The sequence below is a fragment of the Polyangiaceae bacterium genome, from assembly GCA_016715885.1.
In the GTDB taxonomy this organism is placed as follows: Bacteria; Myxococcota_A; Polyangia; order Polyangiales; family Polyangiaceae; genus Polyangium.
The window spans coordinates 1,260,006-1,276,078 of sequence record JADJXL010000020.1 but is presented as its reverse complement, the minus strand read 5'-3'; the positions used below and the strand labels follow the sequence as shown (position 1 = coordinate 1,276,078).

11 protein-coding genes are annotated in these 16,073 nt (G+C 59.5%); 4 read left to right on the top strand and 7 right to left on the bottom strand.

Translation table 11 applies throughout. The features are described 5' to 3' along the window. Nucleotides 1-24 precede the first annotated feature (24 nt). Nucleotides 25-5,388 carry a hypothetical protein gene (locus IPM54_30550; GenBank protein MBK9264129.1) on the top strand — a complete coding sequence of 1,788 codons (5,364 nt, stop codon included), beginning with the start codon at nucleotides 25-27 and terminating at the stop codon, nucleotides 5,386-5,388. On the opposite strand, the gene IPM54_30545 is transcribed toward IPM54_30550, so the two are convergent. The 5 genes from IPM54_30545 to IPM54_30525 all read right to left on the bottom strand — a co-directional run bounded on the left by IPM54_30545 (nucleotide 5,385) and on the right by IPM54_30525 (nucleotide 9,807). After that, a complete protein-coding gene (locus IPM54_30545; protein ID MBK9264128.1) occupies nucleotides 5,385-5,930 on the bottom strand; it encodes a hypothetical protein in 546 nt (181 codons plus the stop codon). The genes IPM54_30550 and IPM54_30545 overlap by 4 nt on opposite strands. Beyond that, entirely contained in the window at nucleotides 5,930-7,990 is a 2,061-nt protein-coding gene (locus tag IPM54_30540; GenBank protein ID MBK9264127.1) for a hypothetical protein, read from the bottom strand. The genes IPM54_30545 and IPM54_30540 overlap by 1 nt, the downstream gene beginning before the upstream one ends. Nucleotides 7,991-8,092: 102 nt before the next feature. Beyond that, the gene (locus IPM54_30535; protein ID MBK9264126.1) at nucleotides 8,093-8,776 is read right to left on the bottom strand and encodes a hypothetical protein; all 684 of its coding nucleotides are present in this window, start codon (nucleotides 8,774-8,776) and stop codon (nucleotides 8,093-8,095) included. After that, nucleotides 8,773-8,982 carry a hypothetical protein gene (locus tag IPM54_30530; GenBank protein ID MBK9264125.1) on the bottom strand — a complete coding sequence of 70 codons (210 nt, stop codon included), beginning with the start codon at nucleotides 8,980-8,982 and terminating at the stop codon, nucleotides 8,773-8,775. The genes IPM54_30535 and IPM54_30530 overlap by 4 nt, the downstream gene beginning before the upstream one ends. A 39-nt stretch (nucleotides 8,983-9,021) precedes the next feature. Then, nucleotides 9,022-9,807, bottom strand: coding sequence for a hypothetical protein (locus tag IPM54_30525; protein MBK9264124.1), 786 nt, complete (start codon nucleotides 9,805-9,807; stop codon nucleotides 9,022-9,024). A gap of 371 nt (nucleotides 9,808-10,178) precedes the next feature. Here IPM54_30525 and IPM54_30520 point away from each other — a divergent pair, with 371 nt between their 5' ends. The 3 genes from IPM54_30520 to IPM54_30510 all read left to right on the top strand — a co-directional run bounded on the left by IPM54_30520 (nucleotide 10,179) and on the right by IPM54_30510 (nucleotide 12,828). Next, entirely contained in the window at nucleotides 10,179-11,099 is a 921-nt protein-coding gene (locus IPM54_30520; GenBank protein MBK9264123.1) for a hypothetical protein, read from the top strand. A 43-nt stretch (nucleotides 11,100-11,142) separates the two neighbouring features. Beyond that, a complete protein-coding gene (locus IPM54_30515; protein MBK9264122.1) occupies nucleotides 11,143-11,943 on the top strand; it encodes a 1-acyl-sn-glycerol-3-phosphate acyltransferase in 801 nt (266 codons plus the stop codon). Nucleotides 11,944-12,126: 183 nt separating this feature from the next. Then, nucleotides 12,127-12,828 carry a M15 family metallopeptidase gene (locus tag IPM54_30510; protein ID MBK9264121.1) on the top strand — a complete coding sequence of 234 codons (702 nt, stop codon included), beginning with the start codon at nucleotides 12,127-12,129 and terminating at the stop codon, nucleotides 12,826-12,828. A gap of 12 nt (nucleotides 12,829-12,840) precedes the next feature. Here the strand turns inward: IPM54_30510 and IPM54_30505 are convergent, their stop codons facing one another. After that, nucleotides 12,841-14,490: a hypothetical protein gene (locus IPM54_30505; GenBank protein MBK9264120.1), complete on the bottom strand. Its 1,650-nt coding sequence runs from the start codon at nucleotides 14,488-14,490 to the stop codon at nucleotides 12,841-12,843. Nucleotides 14,491-14,498: 8 nt separating this feature from the next. Beyond that, entirely contained in the window at nucleotides 14,499-15,962 is a 1,464-nt protein-coding gene (locus tag IPM54_30500; GenBank protein MBK9264119.1) for a hypothetical protein, read from the bottom strand. Nucleotides 15,963-16,073 lie beyond the last annotated feature (111 nt).

Below are 16,073 nucleotides of genomic sequence, written 5' to 3'. Positions count from 1 at the left end.
CCGATACACGTGGACCTCGGACCCGTGCTCATCGTTCTGAAAGTCATCGTTTACATCGCCATCGCGCTCGTGGCGCTCGTCGCGAGCATCATTGGCATGATCTACGCGCACCAACTCGGGCAACTGCTCCGCTTTCGCGCGAGCATGCGAAAGCTCGCCAAAGACGACGCCCAAGAAGACGATCCGGCGCTCGACGTACCCGAGCTCAAAGAGACGCTCGAAGAGGAACGAGCGCGGCGAAAGGCCCTGTGGAAACTGTTTTATCGCTCGGGCCTCTCGATTGCCAAGCTGCATGCATCGAGCCGCCTGCGCGATGCGCAAGCTTTCACCGAATCGCATTGGATCCAGTGGGAAGAATGGCGAGGATGGCAACGCCTCGCAATCGAAGGCAGCGAAGCCATACGCCAGCGTGCTCACGAACATGCGCGCAAGGAAGCCGAACGACAGCTCGGCGGACTTCCCCGCAGTTGTTTGCCATTGTGGCTCGAGCTTTACGACGCCAAACGGCATCCCGAGCTGAAACTGCAATGGGCACAGCACAACCTCAATGCCCGCAGTCTACGAGCGGCGCTGCACGTGCTCGAAGAATTGGCCTCGCATGACGATAACGTTGGCAATTCGGCCCTTTACGATCTGTTCAATCATTACACCTACCAGGGTTCTCGCAACAAGGCGCTCGCGTATGCGAAGCGATATCTCGCGCTCCCCAAGAAACACATGCACGACGTCGTTCGCGGGAGCGTGCAGAAGTTCTTTTCGCCCGAGCTCGGCGATATCCACGAATACCGCTCGTATTGGGGACTGATTGCGCCTCGATCCGCCAAGCTCCAGGTGAAAATACATGCGCTCGATGTCAAAGCATCGGAGAGCACCTGGCTCGATGATCCCAAAGCGCCGCTCGGACAAGCCGCGCTCGGCGAAGTTCTGCTGGAAAAAACGCTCGATACGTGGAAAGTGCCGCTCCTGCAAGAGCCAGTGCACTTTTTCAAGCTCCCGCACCTCGAAGGGCCAGTGAGAATCGAGGTTTCGGCGCAATTACCGGCTTCTCGAGCGTGGTCGCAATGCATGGGCGACGAATCCATGCCCGTTACGAAAGTGCATTGTCGGGTGCAAAAAAGCTCGCTCGATGCCGTCCTGACGCTCACGGAAAACAGCGTGAGCACGTGGGTCGTCGACAAGAAGACCAAAGCTCCCGTGGCGAACGTGCCATTGACGCTGATGCATCGAGATGCGGGCGGCACCAAAATCGAGACGCTCGAAAGCACGACCGACGAAGACGGGCTTTTTACGTGGAAGGGGAAACCTGCGTGGCAATTCGGAGTGCTCGTCGAACGCATCAATGGCCAAGGGCGAAAAGAACAGCTCTTCGTGACGAATGGAAGTGACGTCGCGACGAGCAAAGCGCCCGAGGTGCAGCGCCGCTTTTACGTGATGCTCGCGCGGCCGTTGTATCGGCCCGGAGAACGCGTGCAGGGTAAACTGTTTGCGCGGCAAAAGGGGCACGAAGGCACGAGCAAGAAGATTGCAGCAAAACAGACGTATCAACTGGAAGTATTCGCGCCGCGTGGGACGAAGGTCAATACGATATCATGTACGCTCTCCGAATTCGGAAGTGCCTCGTTCGATTTTGTATTGCCTTCCGACGCAGCGCTCGGGCGATACATCTTCAAGACGGTGCACGTATCGCCGCAACCGAAGATCGAAGGGTCGTTTCACGTCGAAGAATTCGTCGCACCGGAGTTTCGTGCGGAGCTTCGAGCCAAAGACAAGCTGGTGTGGGGCAAGAAGTACACGCTGGAATTCGAGGCCAGTTATTTTTTCGGTGGTCCCGTTGCCAATGCCGAAGGCACGCTCGATGTGAAGCGATCGAATTGGACGCACACGGCGTTCGACAATGCTCCTTTGACGAAGCATTTTTATGCGCCAAAATCGCTCGCACGAAAGCGATTCAAGACGGATGCGCAGGGAAAGGCGAGCATCGATATTTCGTGGAACGGTCCGTGGGACGTCCTTCAGCGTTTTGATGGATGCGATTTCGACTTCTGCGCGACGGTGCGCGATGCATCGGGCAAGAGCTGCCAAGCGAACCTGCATGTTTCCGTGGGTCGCGCTGCCGTGATCGTTTCTGCAAAGCCTGCAAAAACGCTTCGAGTGCCAGGAGAAGCGCTGCCGCTATGGCTCGAATGGGAGCCGGCGGATTCGACGGATGACGCTCCACGCAAGGTGACGCTGACGTGCCGCAAAGGATCTACCCAAAAAACGAGTGTGCACGAGCTTCGTCGTTCGGACGAGATATTTGATATGCCGCTCGATTTGCCCGCGGGGCGTTGGCAGATTTCGGCGCATGTCGAAGGACAGCGTGCGCGCACGAAATACGCGTTCACGCTGCTCGGTCCTGCATTGCAGCAAAAATCGCGCGAGCTCATCGTGTCGAATGATCCGAGCGACAGCCAGGGGACCATTCGCGTGGCGCTCACGGGGCCCAAAACGTACCTTTCCAAAGAGCTGCTCGTGTACAATCGAGGGCCTCGCCTTTTCAGCAGAGTGCTCGATCGAAAGGGTCCGACGACGTGGGTGGACCTTCCGTTCATACCGGGGACGGAGGAAAAGGTGCATTTTGCGTTATGGCATTTCGATGCGCGTGACGAAGGGTTGCATCAAGAGCATGCGGTGGCCCGGATTGATCCGCTTTCGATTCCCAATGAAGCGCCGGTCGCGCTCGAGCTTGCGTTTCCGTCGGCCATTGCGCGTCCGGGCGCGGAGACGTCGATTGAAGCAAAACTCAGTGAAGCTCAGCAAAAGCCGACCGAGCTGACGGTGACGGTGATTGACGAAGCGCTCTTTTCGCTGGTCGCTCTGCCCAAGAGTCCGCTTGCATTTTTTGAGGATTCGCCGCCGCGGCCGCAATCGTTTCCAGCGTGGAGTGCGGCGAGCGCGCATGCGCAACAGGGTCGCACCGTGTATTCGCACGTCCCGCGGGTTGATCGATTGCAGCATGCGGTATTGGCCGGTGGGCTGCCTCCTCCTGCGCCAATGATGGCCGGTGTGGAGGATATGCCGGCTGCATCGATGGCGTATGCTATGCCAATGGCGCCGGCGCGGAAATCTGCGAGTCCCATGCGAGCGGCGGCCGCCATTGCAGCCGCGCCCGTGGCGCTCGTGGGGGCAGGTGCGGGGCTGGTTGCAGAGGCGGTCATGCGAAAACGGCAAGAAGCGCCTGGCGGATTGGAGGAAGACGCGGGCGCTGCAATGCCGCAAAGCGCGCCCGTGCAATTGCGAAGTGACTTTTCGTCGGAAGCTGCGTGGATTCCTCATGCGAAATTCGGGCGAAATGCTTCTTTGACATTGCCAATCAAGCTTCCCGATACGCTGACGACGTGGAAGGCTTCGGCCCTTTTGGTATCGCTCGCGCACGATCATTTGCTCGAAGCGTTTGCTCGCGTGCGTACGCAGAAGCCGCTGATGGTACGATTGCAAGCGCCGCGGTTCTTTCAAGAGCGCGATGTCATTGCATTGCGAGCGATGATCGATAGCCGCAGCGAGAAAATGCTTTCGGTCGAGGCGTCCCTGCAGGCTGGTAGCATAACGCTTCCGGCGAATGCACGAAGCTCGCGATCGATGGATCCGAACGGGCAGGCTCGTATCGACGTGGAGCTAGCCGTTCCAACGTGCGAAGAGCGCGACGTCGTGGTGCGTGCGGAGGTGATTGCGACGAATGCAGACGGCGTCTCGGATGCGGAGGAGCGGAAGGTTGCATATCGTCCGTATGGAGTGCTTTTGCGGAAAACGCTTTCGGGGGTGCTCGCAGAGGAGCCCGTGAGCGCTTCGTTCGAATTGCCCGAGGAGCGCAAGAAGGAGTTTACCAAGCTTTCGGTGCAACTGGATCGTGGTCCGATGGACGCGGTGCTCGGGGCGCTCGACTATTTGCGAGAATACCCGTATGGCTGTGTCGAACAGACGTGTTCACGGCTGCTGCCGCATCTATTGTGGGAGCGAATATCGGCGCATGACGAAGCGGGAACTGGCGCGTATCGCAGTTTCCAAGGAAAACTTTCGGACGACGTGGTACAGGAGACGCTCCGCCGCATTGTCGGCATGCAGAATGCGGATGGAGGTTTTGGGTGGTGGGCTGGAGGCCATTCGGATTTATGGATGACGGCGTATGTCGTATTCAGTTTTTCGATGGCGTCGCAGCCGGACAGCGACAGTTTGCAGAAGGCCCGCGCTTATCTCACGAAAGAGCAGCTTCGGCGAAATCATTCGGATGATGCGGATGTTTTCGCGGCTTTTGCGATTGCATGGACGGGCGACCGCGTGGGTGAACGCGTGATTGACGTGCTGTCGTCGCGTTGGGAGAACCTTTCGCTGACGGAGAGAGCCAAGTTTTGTTGGGTGCTTGCCGCGGAGGGTGACAGCCGGGCACAGGAGCATGCGGATGAAGTGCGAAAAGCGCTCGTGGGACCGGCCAAGCGATTCTTGAAGAAGGTTGCACGCGACGATGAGAGCGAATTGCAATGGTATCATCCAGGGAGCACGGAGGCCATTGCGTTTTACGTGCTTGCGCTTTTACGCGAAGGCAAAACGGAGGACGAGACGCTCGAGGTGCTGGTGGCATTTTTGCTGCAACACCGAAAAGGAAGGCGATGGCACAACACGCGTGACACGGCGCTCGCGGTATTGGCGCTGCTTTCGTACGAAGAGCGTATGCGAAGCATGGGGCACGAGCGCACGGTGGATGTGCGGATCAATGCGGAGTCGAAGCAAAAGGCGAAGCTCGAGCGGCTGGGGGAAAAGCCGGTATCGATGGAGTTCCGCGACGAAGACCTGCGGACGGGCGAAAACGAGCTTTCGTTCGTGCTCGACGAGAAACCTGCTGGAGCGCCGATTGCGCATCGTCATTTCAGCGCGGTGCTCGAGTATTACACGCAAGAATCGGAGATTGCGGCGAGCGGGGAGGGGATGGAGATCGAGCGAACGTATTGGCTGCTGGATGAAAAGAAGGAGCCGAAGCGGCAACTGCGAAATGGCGACAGCATCAAGATTGGGCAGCGTTTGCGCGTGATGCTGAAGGTGAAGGCGGCGAAGGCGCGGGCGTATTTGCTGCTGGAGGACATGAAGCTTGCGGGATGCGAGCCGGTTGCGAAAAAGAGCGGGCGCGACGTTTGCAAAGGGCAATGCGCGCACGTGGAGCTGCGAGCGGATCGTACGGCGATCTTTTTTGACTCGCTCGGCACGGATCGCCACGAGGTGAGTTACGATATCGAGGCGGTGTTGCCGGGACGTTTCACGGCAATGCCTGCGCGCATCGAGACGATGTACGAGGCGCGCTGCTTTGCGACGAGCGCGTCGTTTGCGCTGCGAGTGGAAGAGGGGGGTGACGCCTTCTAAGCATTCTGCGCAAATAAATCGTACCAATCCTCGAGCCCCGGATTGTCCGGATCCTGGCGCCCTTCGAGAAGCTCTTTGCCAAGTTTGGATGGTGCAATCGCCAGCGCGCGAATACCCGCCAGGCGCACGACCGAATCCGCATCGTCCAATGCTTTGCGCACCGCCGCCTCGAATGCGGGAATCATATCGCTTCCCGCGAGCGCTTGGGCGCTCGAAAGCCACAGCAATGCTTGAACCTTCTCCGCCGGCGTCGTTGCCGTGTCCCACTTTTGCACGAGCGTCTCTAATGGGACGAGCTCGAGCAATTGTGAGAGATCCGCGGCGACACCGTCTTTGTCAGGCATGACCGAAATGACGAACGCTCCAAAAAGCGTCTGATCCACGGCGTTCACGTGCACTCCGCTGGGCGTGATGAAACCGCGCGTCATTCCACCATGAAACCGCCATGGCGGAGAGCTCAAGGGCAACCAACCTCGCTCCTTGGCGTGTTTCGTCAAGTTGTCCATGCACGACGGGCGCGCCAGGGCAATGAAACGATCCATCACGATTCCTCCTCGTCACCTTCGTCGTCGTAATCGTCGTCGTCGTCTTCGTCGTCTTGCTCAGGGCTGAGCCCAGAAGCATGCGGACCCGTTTGAATCGGTTCACGCAATTCCGGCGTCGTGATCGCTCGACGCAAAAGGAACCCAAGCCGCCCATATCGCCAAGCAATAGCGTGCGCCTCGTGGGCGAAGACCTCCGGCAGCCCCGCGAGCCATTCGTCGAGCGCCATCGTTTCATGCAGCAATGCGCCCAAGGCATGCAGCTTCCACCATTCTTCTTGCGGAAGCTCGGGCCCGATCTCCGCCATGAGCTTGTCCGCCGAAAGCGCCCCCTCGAAATGCATCAGCACGCCCACGCAATCGAGCGGCATGTCTTCGGGGAACGATGTATCGAATCGAGCGTTGATGGCGCGAACGGCATCCACATGCGGACTTGGCCGGTACTTGGCTTCGATGACGTAGCCCGACCGATGTAATTCGAGCCTCACGATGGAGCGGCTATGCATCGTCCGATACGATTCCGACGGCACCCGCTGCGGATCCATTCCCCCTGTTTGACGCAATGCGAGCATCCCGTCGAGTCCGCCGCGATCGACGAATCCACGATGTGGATCTTCGCTGAATTCGCTGCCCCAACCGTAATTTTCGAGGAACGGGGACGTCGTCGCGACGCGGCTCCACGTGTGGAATTCCAGCTCCTCGAGCTCGCCCGAATAGGGGCTTGGTACTGCCGCGCCAAACCCGATGTAGAGGCGAATCGACCGCGGCAAATCGTACAGCCGTGGCTCGTCCACCGCCAGCGTTCGTCGGTAGGGTACGAGCAGCGACGTGATGCCTTCGACGTCTGCATTTGCTTCCGGCCACAAAAACGCAGGGATCTTCGCGTTCAAGCACAATGCAATGCGTCCGGGTTTGTCTGGATGCACCAGCAATCGAGCTCGTGAAGCTCCCAAGTAGGCCGTGCGAGCGCAACGCGTGAGGGCTTCGGCGACGACGATGTACGCTTTGCCGTCGAAAAGGGCATCCCACATGGCTGGCCCGGGAAGCACGCCGAGCGGCGCGGACGGGCCCTTTTCCAGTGATTCGTGCGCTTTTTCGCGAGCCGCGGTATCCAAAAACCATACGCCAAGCTCGGCGAGGCGCGGATCCTTCGCGAGCGTATCGAGACCATTGGGCAACGAATCGAGGGCCGGGCGACCTTCGATGACCCGCGCCAACCCTGGAAGTGAGTTGCGCAGCGCTTCGAGGTGCGGGCGCACCTTTTTCGGTTGCCCCGCCGTGATCCACGCATGCATGGCTTCGATGCGCAATTCTTCTTCGCACCGAGCAATCTTGCCGAGACGTTTGTCGAGCATCTCGCCGGCCTCGCGCGCCTTGCCTGCGCGCACGAGCCATAGGGCCTTTCGCAACGCGCGCCATTCGACCATTTCCGCGCCTTTGCGAGCTTGTTCGATTTGGGCGAGCCCTTCGTCGATTCGGCCCAGCGCGCACAGGATTTCGCCCGCAAGGTGACTCGATGCCGGTGCAAGCTCGAGGGCTTCTTCCAGTATTTCGCGGCGCTTACTTTCTTCGATTGCATCGATGCCTCGCACGAGCGCCAATGCGCGCCAGCCTTTCACGGTTTCTGCGAGGTTTGCCGATGGATCAATCCGCGTCCACCACGCATTGGCCTTTGCATCGTCGCCGTTACGAAAAGCCGCGGCGCCCATGCGTACCAGCCATGATGGATCGGTGAATTCTGCGGGAACGTTTGGGGTGTCCCATGGCGCATTGTGGAGGATCGACTCGGTGATCTCGATGTCGTCGACGAGGGGCCAGCGTCGCGGAAGGTGAAGCGTTTCGACGTTCACGTCATCGCGCTTGTCTTTTGCGCGGGTTGTCTTCGCGGGTGCCTTGGTGCTCTTCTTGGGTTTGGCGGCGGAAGCTTTGGCCGTGGCCGAGGCTTTGCGAGCCGAGGCAGCGGCGGGTTTGGCGGGCGAGGAAGCAGCGCGTTTGGCGGGCTTTTTGGCACTCTCTTTCGCCGTGGTTTTTGCGGGTGTCCGCGAGCGCTTGGTTGTCATGGCAGGGGGATGTTACCAGATTTCTTGAAACTTCAAGCGACGAGATTGAGCTTTATCGAGGATGGCTCGTCGGAGAGCGTATCGGGCAGGCTTGCAAAGAGCTTACCGTGGGTCGTGAGCTCCCGGCTGCCCCGCATCCCGCAAATACATCCGCAAGAGCGCCACGGTGTAGGCCGCGGCCATCGGAATCAATTCCCGCGCTTGCTCACCCGCTTCTCTTGCCTTCATCGGCTGCCACAAATCCAATTTGCGCATGACATACCCGGGCCAATTGTTCGTCTTGTCGTCCCGGAACTTGCTCGTGTACGCCGCAAGATCCTGAATCAAATGGCTCACGCTCGTTCCATCGGGCACGTCCGGCACTTCACTTGCCAATAACTTCTTCTTGTTTCCTTCGACATACCATTCGAATGGATCGGTGAGGTGCGTCGTCCGATGCACGTGCACGGGGCAGCACATGTCCGTCATCAAATGGGCCACTCGGCCGAGCTGCACGAAGCTCCCCGCGACTTTGCCCGCGCGATGCAGACCGAGCGCCCTTCGATAAAACTTTTCGCCCTGACGCCGTGGCCCCGGCCAGATGATCGGAATGAATCCACCCGGAAGGGGAGGCTTGTAAAAGTGGCTGAATGACCAATGCTCGAAAATGGTATTGAATCCTGGGATGTACCAGACATCCTCGCGAAGTGACCCGAGCACCAGCGGATCGCGATAACGATTGACGAGCGGTTCATCGAGCTTTCGGATGGCGAGGTCGAGCACGATGAAGAGCCCGTTGTACCTCACGACCCGCCTCCTGACGATTTTTCCGCGCGTTCTTTGCGGGAAAGAGCAGCGTCGCACCGATCCATGAGGTCCATGAGCTCGCCATACACGCGCGTGCCGCCATGTTGCTGGCAAAATGCGCGGTTGTGGGCAAACCAAGCGCGCAGTCCTTTGCGCGGGATCTCGAGCTCGTCGAGCGTTTCGAAGAGCACGTCGTCGTCATTCATGGGAATGACCTCGTTGTGGGCTTTCGGGTCGGCGTATGATCAGGCCGCTTTTCGTGGGCGTCGCGAAGCTGGCGTGGCGGTCTTTTTCGTTGACGAGGGGCCTTGGGTCTTGGCTGCTTTCGCCTTTGCACTACCTGTGCGCAAACGCTGCTGCACTTTACGCCGAACGTCTGGCGCGAGCGATTGGATGTACTCGTTCGACAGAGCTCGCAGGGCATCGAGCGGCAAGTTCACGACGAGCTCTTCCGGCGCGATCCCTGCAAGGCGCGTCTTGACGGGCAAGCGTCCCATGACCTGCCGCATGAACTCATCAGCTTCGGCTCGAGAGAATCCCGGAGGTCCTTTCATTTTCGGCTCCTTCATCCAGTACGAAATCCACGCATCGGCTCTCGCGTCGGTCACCGGATGATGACTGAAGACACGCAAGAGCTCGCTTCGTTCTACCTGACACACATCGTCGATGATGACAACGAAGCAAGGATACATCGTGCCGTGGATGCGTGCATAGCCAATTTCCATCGTTTCGAGCGTCCAGCCCATCTGTTCGATTTCCCGCACCAACGTCGGCGTTACTGACGCAACGACCAGCACCAGCGTGAGCTCGTCGCAATGGCACACGAGTTTGGCATGGCGCGCATGGTAAAGCGCACCGTAACCGACGAGCCGCACCAGATCTCCACACCGAAATGATGATTTGACAGGACTCTTGTATTCCAGCACCGTCACCTTGCCAAGTCGTCCCCACAAGCGTCTCAGCGCTGTGGCTCCACGTCGCGATTTCCCTTCTTGGCGCTGGATGAGGAAATCGGCTCGCGGCGACTCCATGGCGAGCCACACCTCGGCCTGAACATCGAAATTGCTCGGCGCGATCTCCTGCAGAAAGCTGGCGAAAGGTAGGTGCCAGAGGTTACGACGGCGCTTGCGCGTCGCGCGATGGGGCCGTGCTGATCTGGGCGAACGCCTCGAGTGTGCCATGTACGATCATCGTCACGACGAAGGCCCGAGTTGCGTGCGGCGGCGAAAAAGTATGTTTGGCACCGCCATCCATCACCTGCACCACGCAGATTTTCGCAGCTCCGCATCGCCAAACGTTTGACGTCCAACCATTACGTGACGTTTGTCCAGCGTTCGATCGTCACTTTTCGTGCGCTTTTTTCTCGCCCATTTGCCCCGCGCGCGGCAAAGATGTGCCGTCCATGCTCCGCTCGATCGTGCCCCTCGCCTGCGTTCTTCCGGCGCTCCTGTGTGCGTGCGACAGCCAGAACGCATCCGTGGCGACGCAAGGCGCAGCATCGAACGGACCATCATCGTCGGCACCTCTCGCGTCGTTCATCGCGCCAAGCCCGCCGCCTGCACCCGCAACCGGGTCGCTCCTGCCAAACCCGCTCGGGCTGCCCTCACGCGCCGTCAAGCTCGATCCAGGGCGCCGCGTGTTCACGTTTTCCGAATCCATGCTCTCGCACGCGCGACTCGGATCGACGCTCGTGCTCTACGCAGCCACCGTCGCGGGACTCGAGGGCGACGATTTGGTCATCGAAGGGCAAGCGGGCGGAGCTTCGTACAAGGTGGGTGGAGCGTACGTCATCCCTGTGCCCGACGGGGTGAAACCAAGGGCCAATGACGTGGTGCTCACCGAGTGGAACGGCGTGATGAAACACGCGCTCGTCAAGCGCTACGTGAAGGATCGGATCGCCGTCAGGTACACGGACGTCGATGGGCGCGCGCCCGAGGCTCAGCTCAAAGGCGTGCGCTGGATCGTGCAAGTCGATGGTCTCGTGGCGGGCAACTACGCCGCATACAAGCAGGAGGACGAGCTGCGTCACGTGCTGCTCGTGTCGCGCATCGAGGGCCCGGAGCCTCGGTGGTTCTGCCTTGGTTTTGGAGGCGCGGCGATGGTCGTGAGCGAAAAGGATCTGGTGCCAATCCCCATCAAGTGGAAGGGCAAACCAGGGGCTACGGTGCTAGCCGAGTGGGCGGGGACGATGCGGCGCGCGGTGCTGCAAAGCGAAAACGAGCCCGGCATTTTTACCGTGAAGTTCGAGCGAGCGGGCAAGCCCGAGATGGTTGGCTACGGGCTCATCATGGATCCCCTGAGCGACGGTGTCCCAGCGCGCTAGAGGAGTGGAATTTCTGACGAAGTGGTGGTAGAACGCCATAGTCATGAACTTCCAAGATGCCATTCGCGCTGTGCGCCAGTGGGGGCCATTCATCGCTCGGACTGCAGGATACGGAACACTTTCGATTGTGGCAGGGCCTTTTACGCCGGATCATTCGGCGAGCACCTGGGCGATGCGTCGTTGGTGCAAGCAGAGCGCCCGAGCGCTCGATATCACCATCGATGTTGCGGGAACCGAAAACGTCCCGGCCGATTCCTCATTCGTGTATTGTTCGAATCATCAGAGCATGCTCGACATCTTGGTTCTTGGAGCGGTTTTACCTGGTGATTTCAAATGGGCGGCGAAACGTGAATTGATGCGCATTCCCTTTTTGGGTTGGCACTTGCGGCTCGCGGGACACGTGCCGGTGGATCGAGGCAAGGGGCCGAAAGCGGCCATGAAAATCATCGAGCGGTTCGTGGATGTGCTCCATGCGGGCAAACCACTCTTGGTTTTTCCGGAAGGAACGCGCAGCGCCGATGGAGTGCTCAAAGCCTTCAAACCTGGCGGATTCGTTGCGGCAGTGCGAGCGAACAAGCCAGTCGTCCCCGTGGCGCTCGATGGATCCTGGCAGCTCATGGACAACGGATCGGTGGGATCGATGCGTCATGTCAAGGTGCGCGTGGGTCGTCCCATCATGCCGAAGACCGAAGGTAGCGAATCCGATCGCGTCGAAGACTTGCGTGAGCGCGCGTATGCGAGCGTCGCCGAAATGCTCGTGAGCGTGGGGGGCAGGGTCCCCGAATCGACGCCACAATCGAATGCGCCTGGCGGCGATGGCGTTTCCTTGGGTGCGCATCCGTAATGCAGACACTATTTTTGCGGCATTTGCTACGTCGCACGCGCCAGCGGGGCGAAAGTGCACCAAGTTCTGGCATTTTTTCATGAGACGGTGTATGGACCTGGCGTGTCCCGGACTTCCGTGGCTTCGCTTCGAATGACGACGCGTGTGCTTTTGGCGCTCGCGGTGGGGCTCGTGATCGTGCCGATGTTGCCCGACGGGCCGCTGCTTGCGGACGCCAGCGAAGGCAAAACGAAGGCCTCCAAGGCGTCCAAGGCCAAGCCGAAGCCTGCACCGAAAAAAGGTTCGTTCGAATACGGGTGTCGCGTTCAAAGCCCCCAAAAGTCGCTCGAACGCCGCAACTACATGGCCCGTGGCGTCATCGACCTCAAGAAGCAATCGAAGGCGGTACGTTATCTTGCCGAACGGTATGGTCATGTCAATGACGAGGTAACGCGTCGGTTCAATGTGAAGGCTGCTTTGTCGAGCGCCACGACGGTTCGTTTCATGGGATTGCCGGTGTCGGTGCATTCGAAGGTAGCGCCGGCGCTCTCATGTGTCGAAAAGCGAATACGCAGCACGTGTGGTGGCAAGGCGCGATACACGCCGAAGGCCATTGGTGGATTTCGCGAGGCCAATACGTATCGCGGGGTCGAGGTTTCGAATCATCTTTTTGGAATTGCGATCGACATCGATCCGGATCGCAATCCGTGTTGTGGATGTGTGGCGCCGTGGCCCAGCCATCCAAAATGCAAAATGGCGGCGAAGTCTCCCTACGATCGTGCCGACATGCCGAAGTGCTGGATAAAAGCTTTCGAACGGTATGGTTTCGACTGGCTTGGCCACGACAAACTCGAGGACACCATGCATTTCGAGTTTCTCGGGGATCCCGACCGTATCAAGAAATAGCGTCAATCCAATTCAAAAATTCGCGCACGGTCCTTCCGATATGGGTTCGTCGGGCGAAGGCTCGTAGGTGCGGCAGGCTTCCGCTTCTTCGATGCACGCGCGCATCATGCGAGTCCAGCCCGTGCGTACGTCGAATGGCAGCGTCCGATAGGTGTCCATGAGGGATTTGCCATTTTCACGAAGCAAAAGATCGAACGGATTGCCCCAAAGGACGCCCAAACCTCCCAAACGCACGTTCGAGTCCGGATCGACCCGCTGCGCCTCGACGACGAACGGGCTCGAGGGACCAAAATCGACGATCTTTCGATATTGTCCCCCGTATTGAAAACGCACGCCGCTCGGATTGTGAGGCGCCCAGAGCGGCGGCCGGCCAATGATGTCGAGAGCTTTGCGAGCTGCTTTGGCGATGTCCCCTAAAGACGCCGCGTTTTGCGGTGCCGCTCCGAGACATGCAGGACCTTGCGCCATGTGTTCGAGCAGCGCAATCAAGTCGACCGATGCTGCCGCCGCGACGGTCGTCTGCGTGCGGGGAAGACCGGCGTCGCCTGCCATTTCCACGGATTGCCGCTCGGGTAATGCAACATGTGCCTGATGGCAAGCTTCGGTGAGCAGCGCTTGCACTTCGGTACAGGTAAAACCTCGAGGATGCGAACGTTCGACGGCGCTTGCGAGCTCGTCGAGCGCCGATTCGAGTGGACTCAGGCGACGCAAATCGAGCCCCACGCTGGTGACGGACGTGCCCACGTACGCGCGCCCGGCCGTGGACACGCCTTCGACGTATGCGCGCACGTAATCGGTCACGACGGCTTCGACGAGCGCCCGGGGGCTCGCGTCCGGGTGGTCTTGCGCGATGAACCGCAGCGCGCTATACGGATGGCCTGCGTACGGCATGGATTCTTGCGATGCAATCATGAAATCGGCTGATTGCGCGACCGATGCGGCGACTTCGATCGTTCCAAGGCGGCACGCGTCGAAGGCGACGACATCGATTCGATTCGATGTATCGGGGCCATCGTACCCCGGCTTCGTGCGTATTTCCGCCGCAATGACGGCCGATGCTTCGGCGAGCGCTGCGGACAGCCCGTCGATGCTGAGCCGCCGCCCGGGACCCGCCGATGCGTCTGTGGCGAGCCCCGCAAAACCGTCCCCATGTCCCGTGACCGTTACCCAATAATGTCGAGCGGGAAATGTGCGTATCCCGTACACGAGAAAGTCGCGCAACGTCGTGGAGCTCGTGGTATCCGTTTCGCCGAGCAGCATGGCTTCGGGCGCGTCGACGGTTGGAGGATGTTCGGGATGATGGCGTTCTTCGCGATAAACGGAATATCGTTCGGACGGGCGCGGTTCATCCTCCGAATTCAATTGAAATGGCGCGTAGTCGCGCTGGACCATGATGCGGAAAAGAGCGCTTCCGCCGAGACCATGTTGCCACTCGAGCGCATCGTCGTCGAATGCGGCGACGAGGTTCGGATCGAGGTCGTCATTGGCCGCGTAAATGAGAAGCGTCCAATCGGTGATCCAATCGGACGGGGGGGGCCGCTTGACGATGATACTGCCTTTGGGTCTCGGGTTGTCGGATGGTTTGTCGATGGAAACACACGGTTGGCAGGCCAGGGCTTGGCAGACGAGCAAGGCGAGTGCGGGGGGGTGGAGCTTGGCCATGGACCATTTCATGGGCCGACGGGCAACCGAGACAAGCGGAGCAATTCCCTGACGTGGACCGACGAAATATACGGGTTGTCCGTGCGTCCGCCACGATCGTCGGCGTCTTCGCTGGTGGCCTCGGGCTTTACCGCCATGAAGATGAAGTCTGGATGCATTTCTTTGCTATTCGGCCCAATGCTCGTCGGGGATACAATCCATTCCCCACCGAGAATGGTGCCGCGACCGTCCATTTCGAGAACGTAATGGTAGGTATGCTCGGCCGGCTGCCCGGGTCTCGACAGCGGAAACGAAAGAAGCCCCGCATTGGTCGTTTCGTAGGCCATGACCTGCACGGCCATTTCGACGCGAGCAAAGCGCGTTGCGTTTTCGTTCCATTGATAATTCCGGCATCCAGCCGCACCCATCGTTCCTCGGCAGACGAGGCGCGCCGCTTGAGCTTCCGTCAGGTACTCCATGCTGCGAATTTCGTATCCGATGACCGGAAATGTCCATACTTCGTCGTGGTAGGCATAATCCATGACGAATGGTAGTTTTTCCGAAGGGCCGTTCAGGTTGTCGAGCGGCGGTGCGCCTTGCCCCAAAAGCCCGGTGAGCGCCAGGTGCAGCGTGGCGGGATTCAAGTCTCGGCATGCCGGATCGATGGGTCTGCCGCGTGCATCGCGTGCGATTCTTTCGCGCGCCGTATTGCATCGGCGTCCAGCGACGGTCGACGTGTCGTGGAAATAGATTTCGCTCATCAGCGCTTCGATGTCGGCGGTACGGAAAAGTACGCACGACGGATCGGGCTCGGCGCACATCACGATTTGATCGTTTTCGAGGCGCACCAAAATGTCGTGCAGCGGTGCCGCGTCTTTTTCGGCCGTTACGTACGATGCCCAGCCATTGCAATGACCCCACCAGCTTTCAGGGTAGGTGTTCTGATAGGTCCCATGATTGGTCAGTTCCCACGCCGTCGTAGGTCCGACGACGTTGGTTGCGGGTCGCAAAATGCCGTTACGGCGCTCGTTCGCAGGACGACGTGATTCCGCGAGCGGGAATGCACGAATTGCGTCGACACGCCGATGGTCGCCGGGGTAAAATAGGAGGTCGTATTTCTCCGTGGGTGCAAGGTTGTCGCGATCCGTCGTCCAATCAGCATAATTCCTGAGCTGGGAATTCCAACGTGCGGCGATTCCTTCACTGCCCTGGGGCCACCAATTCGATGGGAAAACTTGTCGCGAAGTGATTCCTTGACGAGGCGTGTTTTCGAGGCGTAGCGCATCGGCGCGCAAGCTCGGATGTAGTCGTGTGGCAAGGTTGGCTTGATCCATGGGCTCGCGTCCGTTCTCCACAGGCACGACGATGTCGTGTGTGTCGATGCTTCCTCCGAGGGCAAATCCTGGAATGGCGCGAGATACGGCAGATGTTTGATGCGCGCCACTGAGTACGATCGCCGATGCGGCGAGCGCGACGCGTGGAAATCGTTTCATTTCTGTACTCCGGCGTGGTGATGCGAACGTTCAAGCCATGCTGCATTCGCCGCGCCAGGCGGACCCAGCCGTCTGGTGCGCAAGATGTGCACGCCGGGCGCAATGAAAAGC

What these genes read in the sequence shown, in the direction of transcription:
- IPM54_30520 (MBK9264123.1), top strand. Translation starts at nt 10,179, where the DNA reads ATGCTCCGCTCGATCGTGCCCCTCGCCTGCGTTCTTCCGGCGCTCCTG.
- IPM54_30500 (MBK9264119.1), bottom strand. Translation starts at nt 15,962, where the DNA reads ATGAAACGATTTCCACGCGTCGCGCTCGCCGCATCGGCGATCGTACTC.
- IPM54_30505 (MBK9264120.1), bottom strand. Translation starts at nt 14,490, where the DNA reads ATGGCCAAGCTCCACCCCCCCGCACTCGCCTTGCTCGTCTGCCAAGCC.
- IPM54_30525 (MBK9264124.1), bottom strand. Translation starts at nt 9,807, where the DNA reads ATGGAGTCGCCGCGAGCCGATTTCCTCATCCAGCGCCAAGAAGGGAAA.
- IPM54_30530 (MBK9264125.1), bottom strand. Translation starts at nt 8,982, where the DNA reads ATGAATGACGACGACGTGCTCTTCGAAACGCTCGACGAGCTCGAGATC.
- IPM54_30540 (MBK9264127.1), bottom strand. Translation starts at nt 7,990, where the DNA reads ATGACAACCAAGCGCTCGCGGACACCCGCAAAAACCACGGCGAAAGAG.
- IPM54_30545 (MBK9264128.1), bottom strand. Translation starts at nt 5,930, where the DNA reads ATGGATCGTTTCATTGCCCTGGCGCGCCCGTCGTGCATGGACAACTTG.
- IPM54_30510 (MBK9264121.1), top strand. Translation starts at nt 12,127, where the DNA reads ATGTTGCCCGACGGGCCGCTGCTTGCGGACGCCAGCGAAGGCAAAACG.
- IPM54_30515 (MBK9264122.1), top strand. Translation starts at nt 11,143, where the DNA reads ATGAACTTCCAAGATGCCATTCGCGCTGTGCGCCAGTGGGGGCCATTC.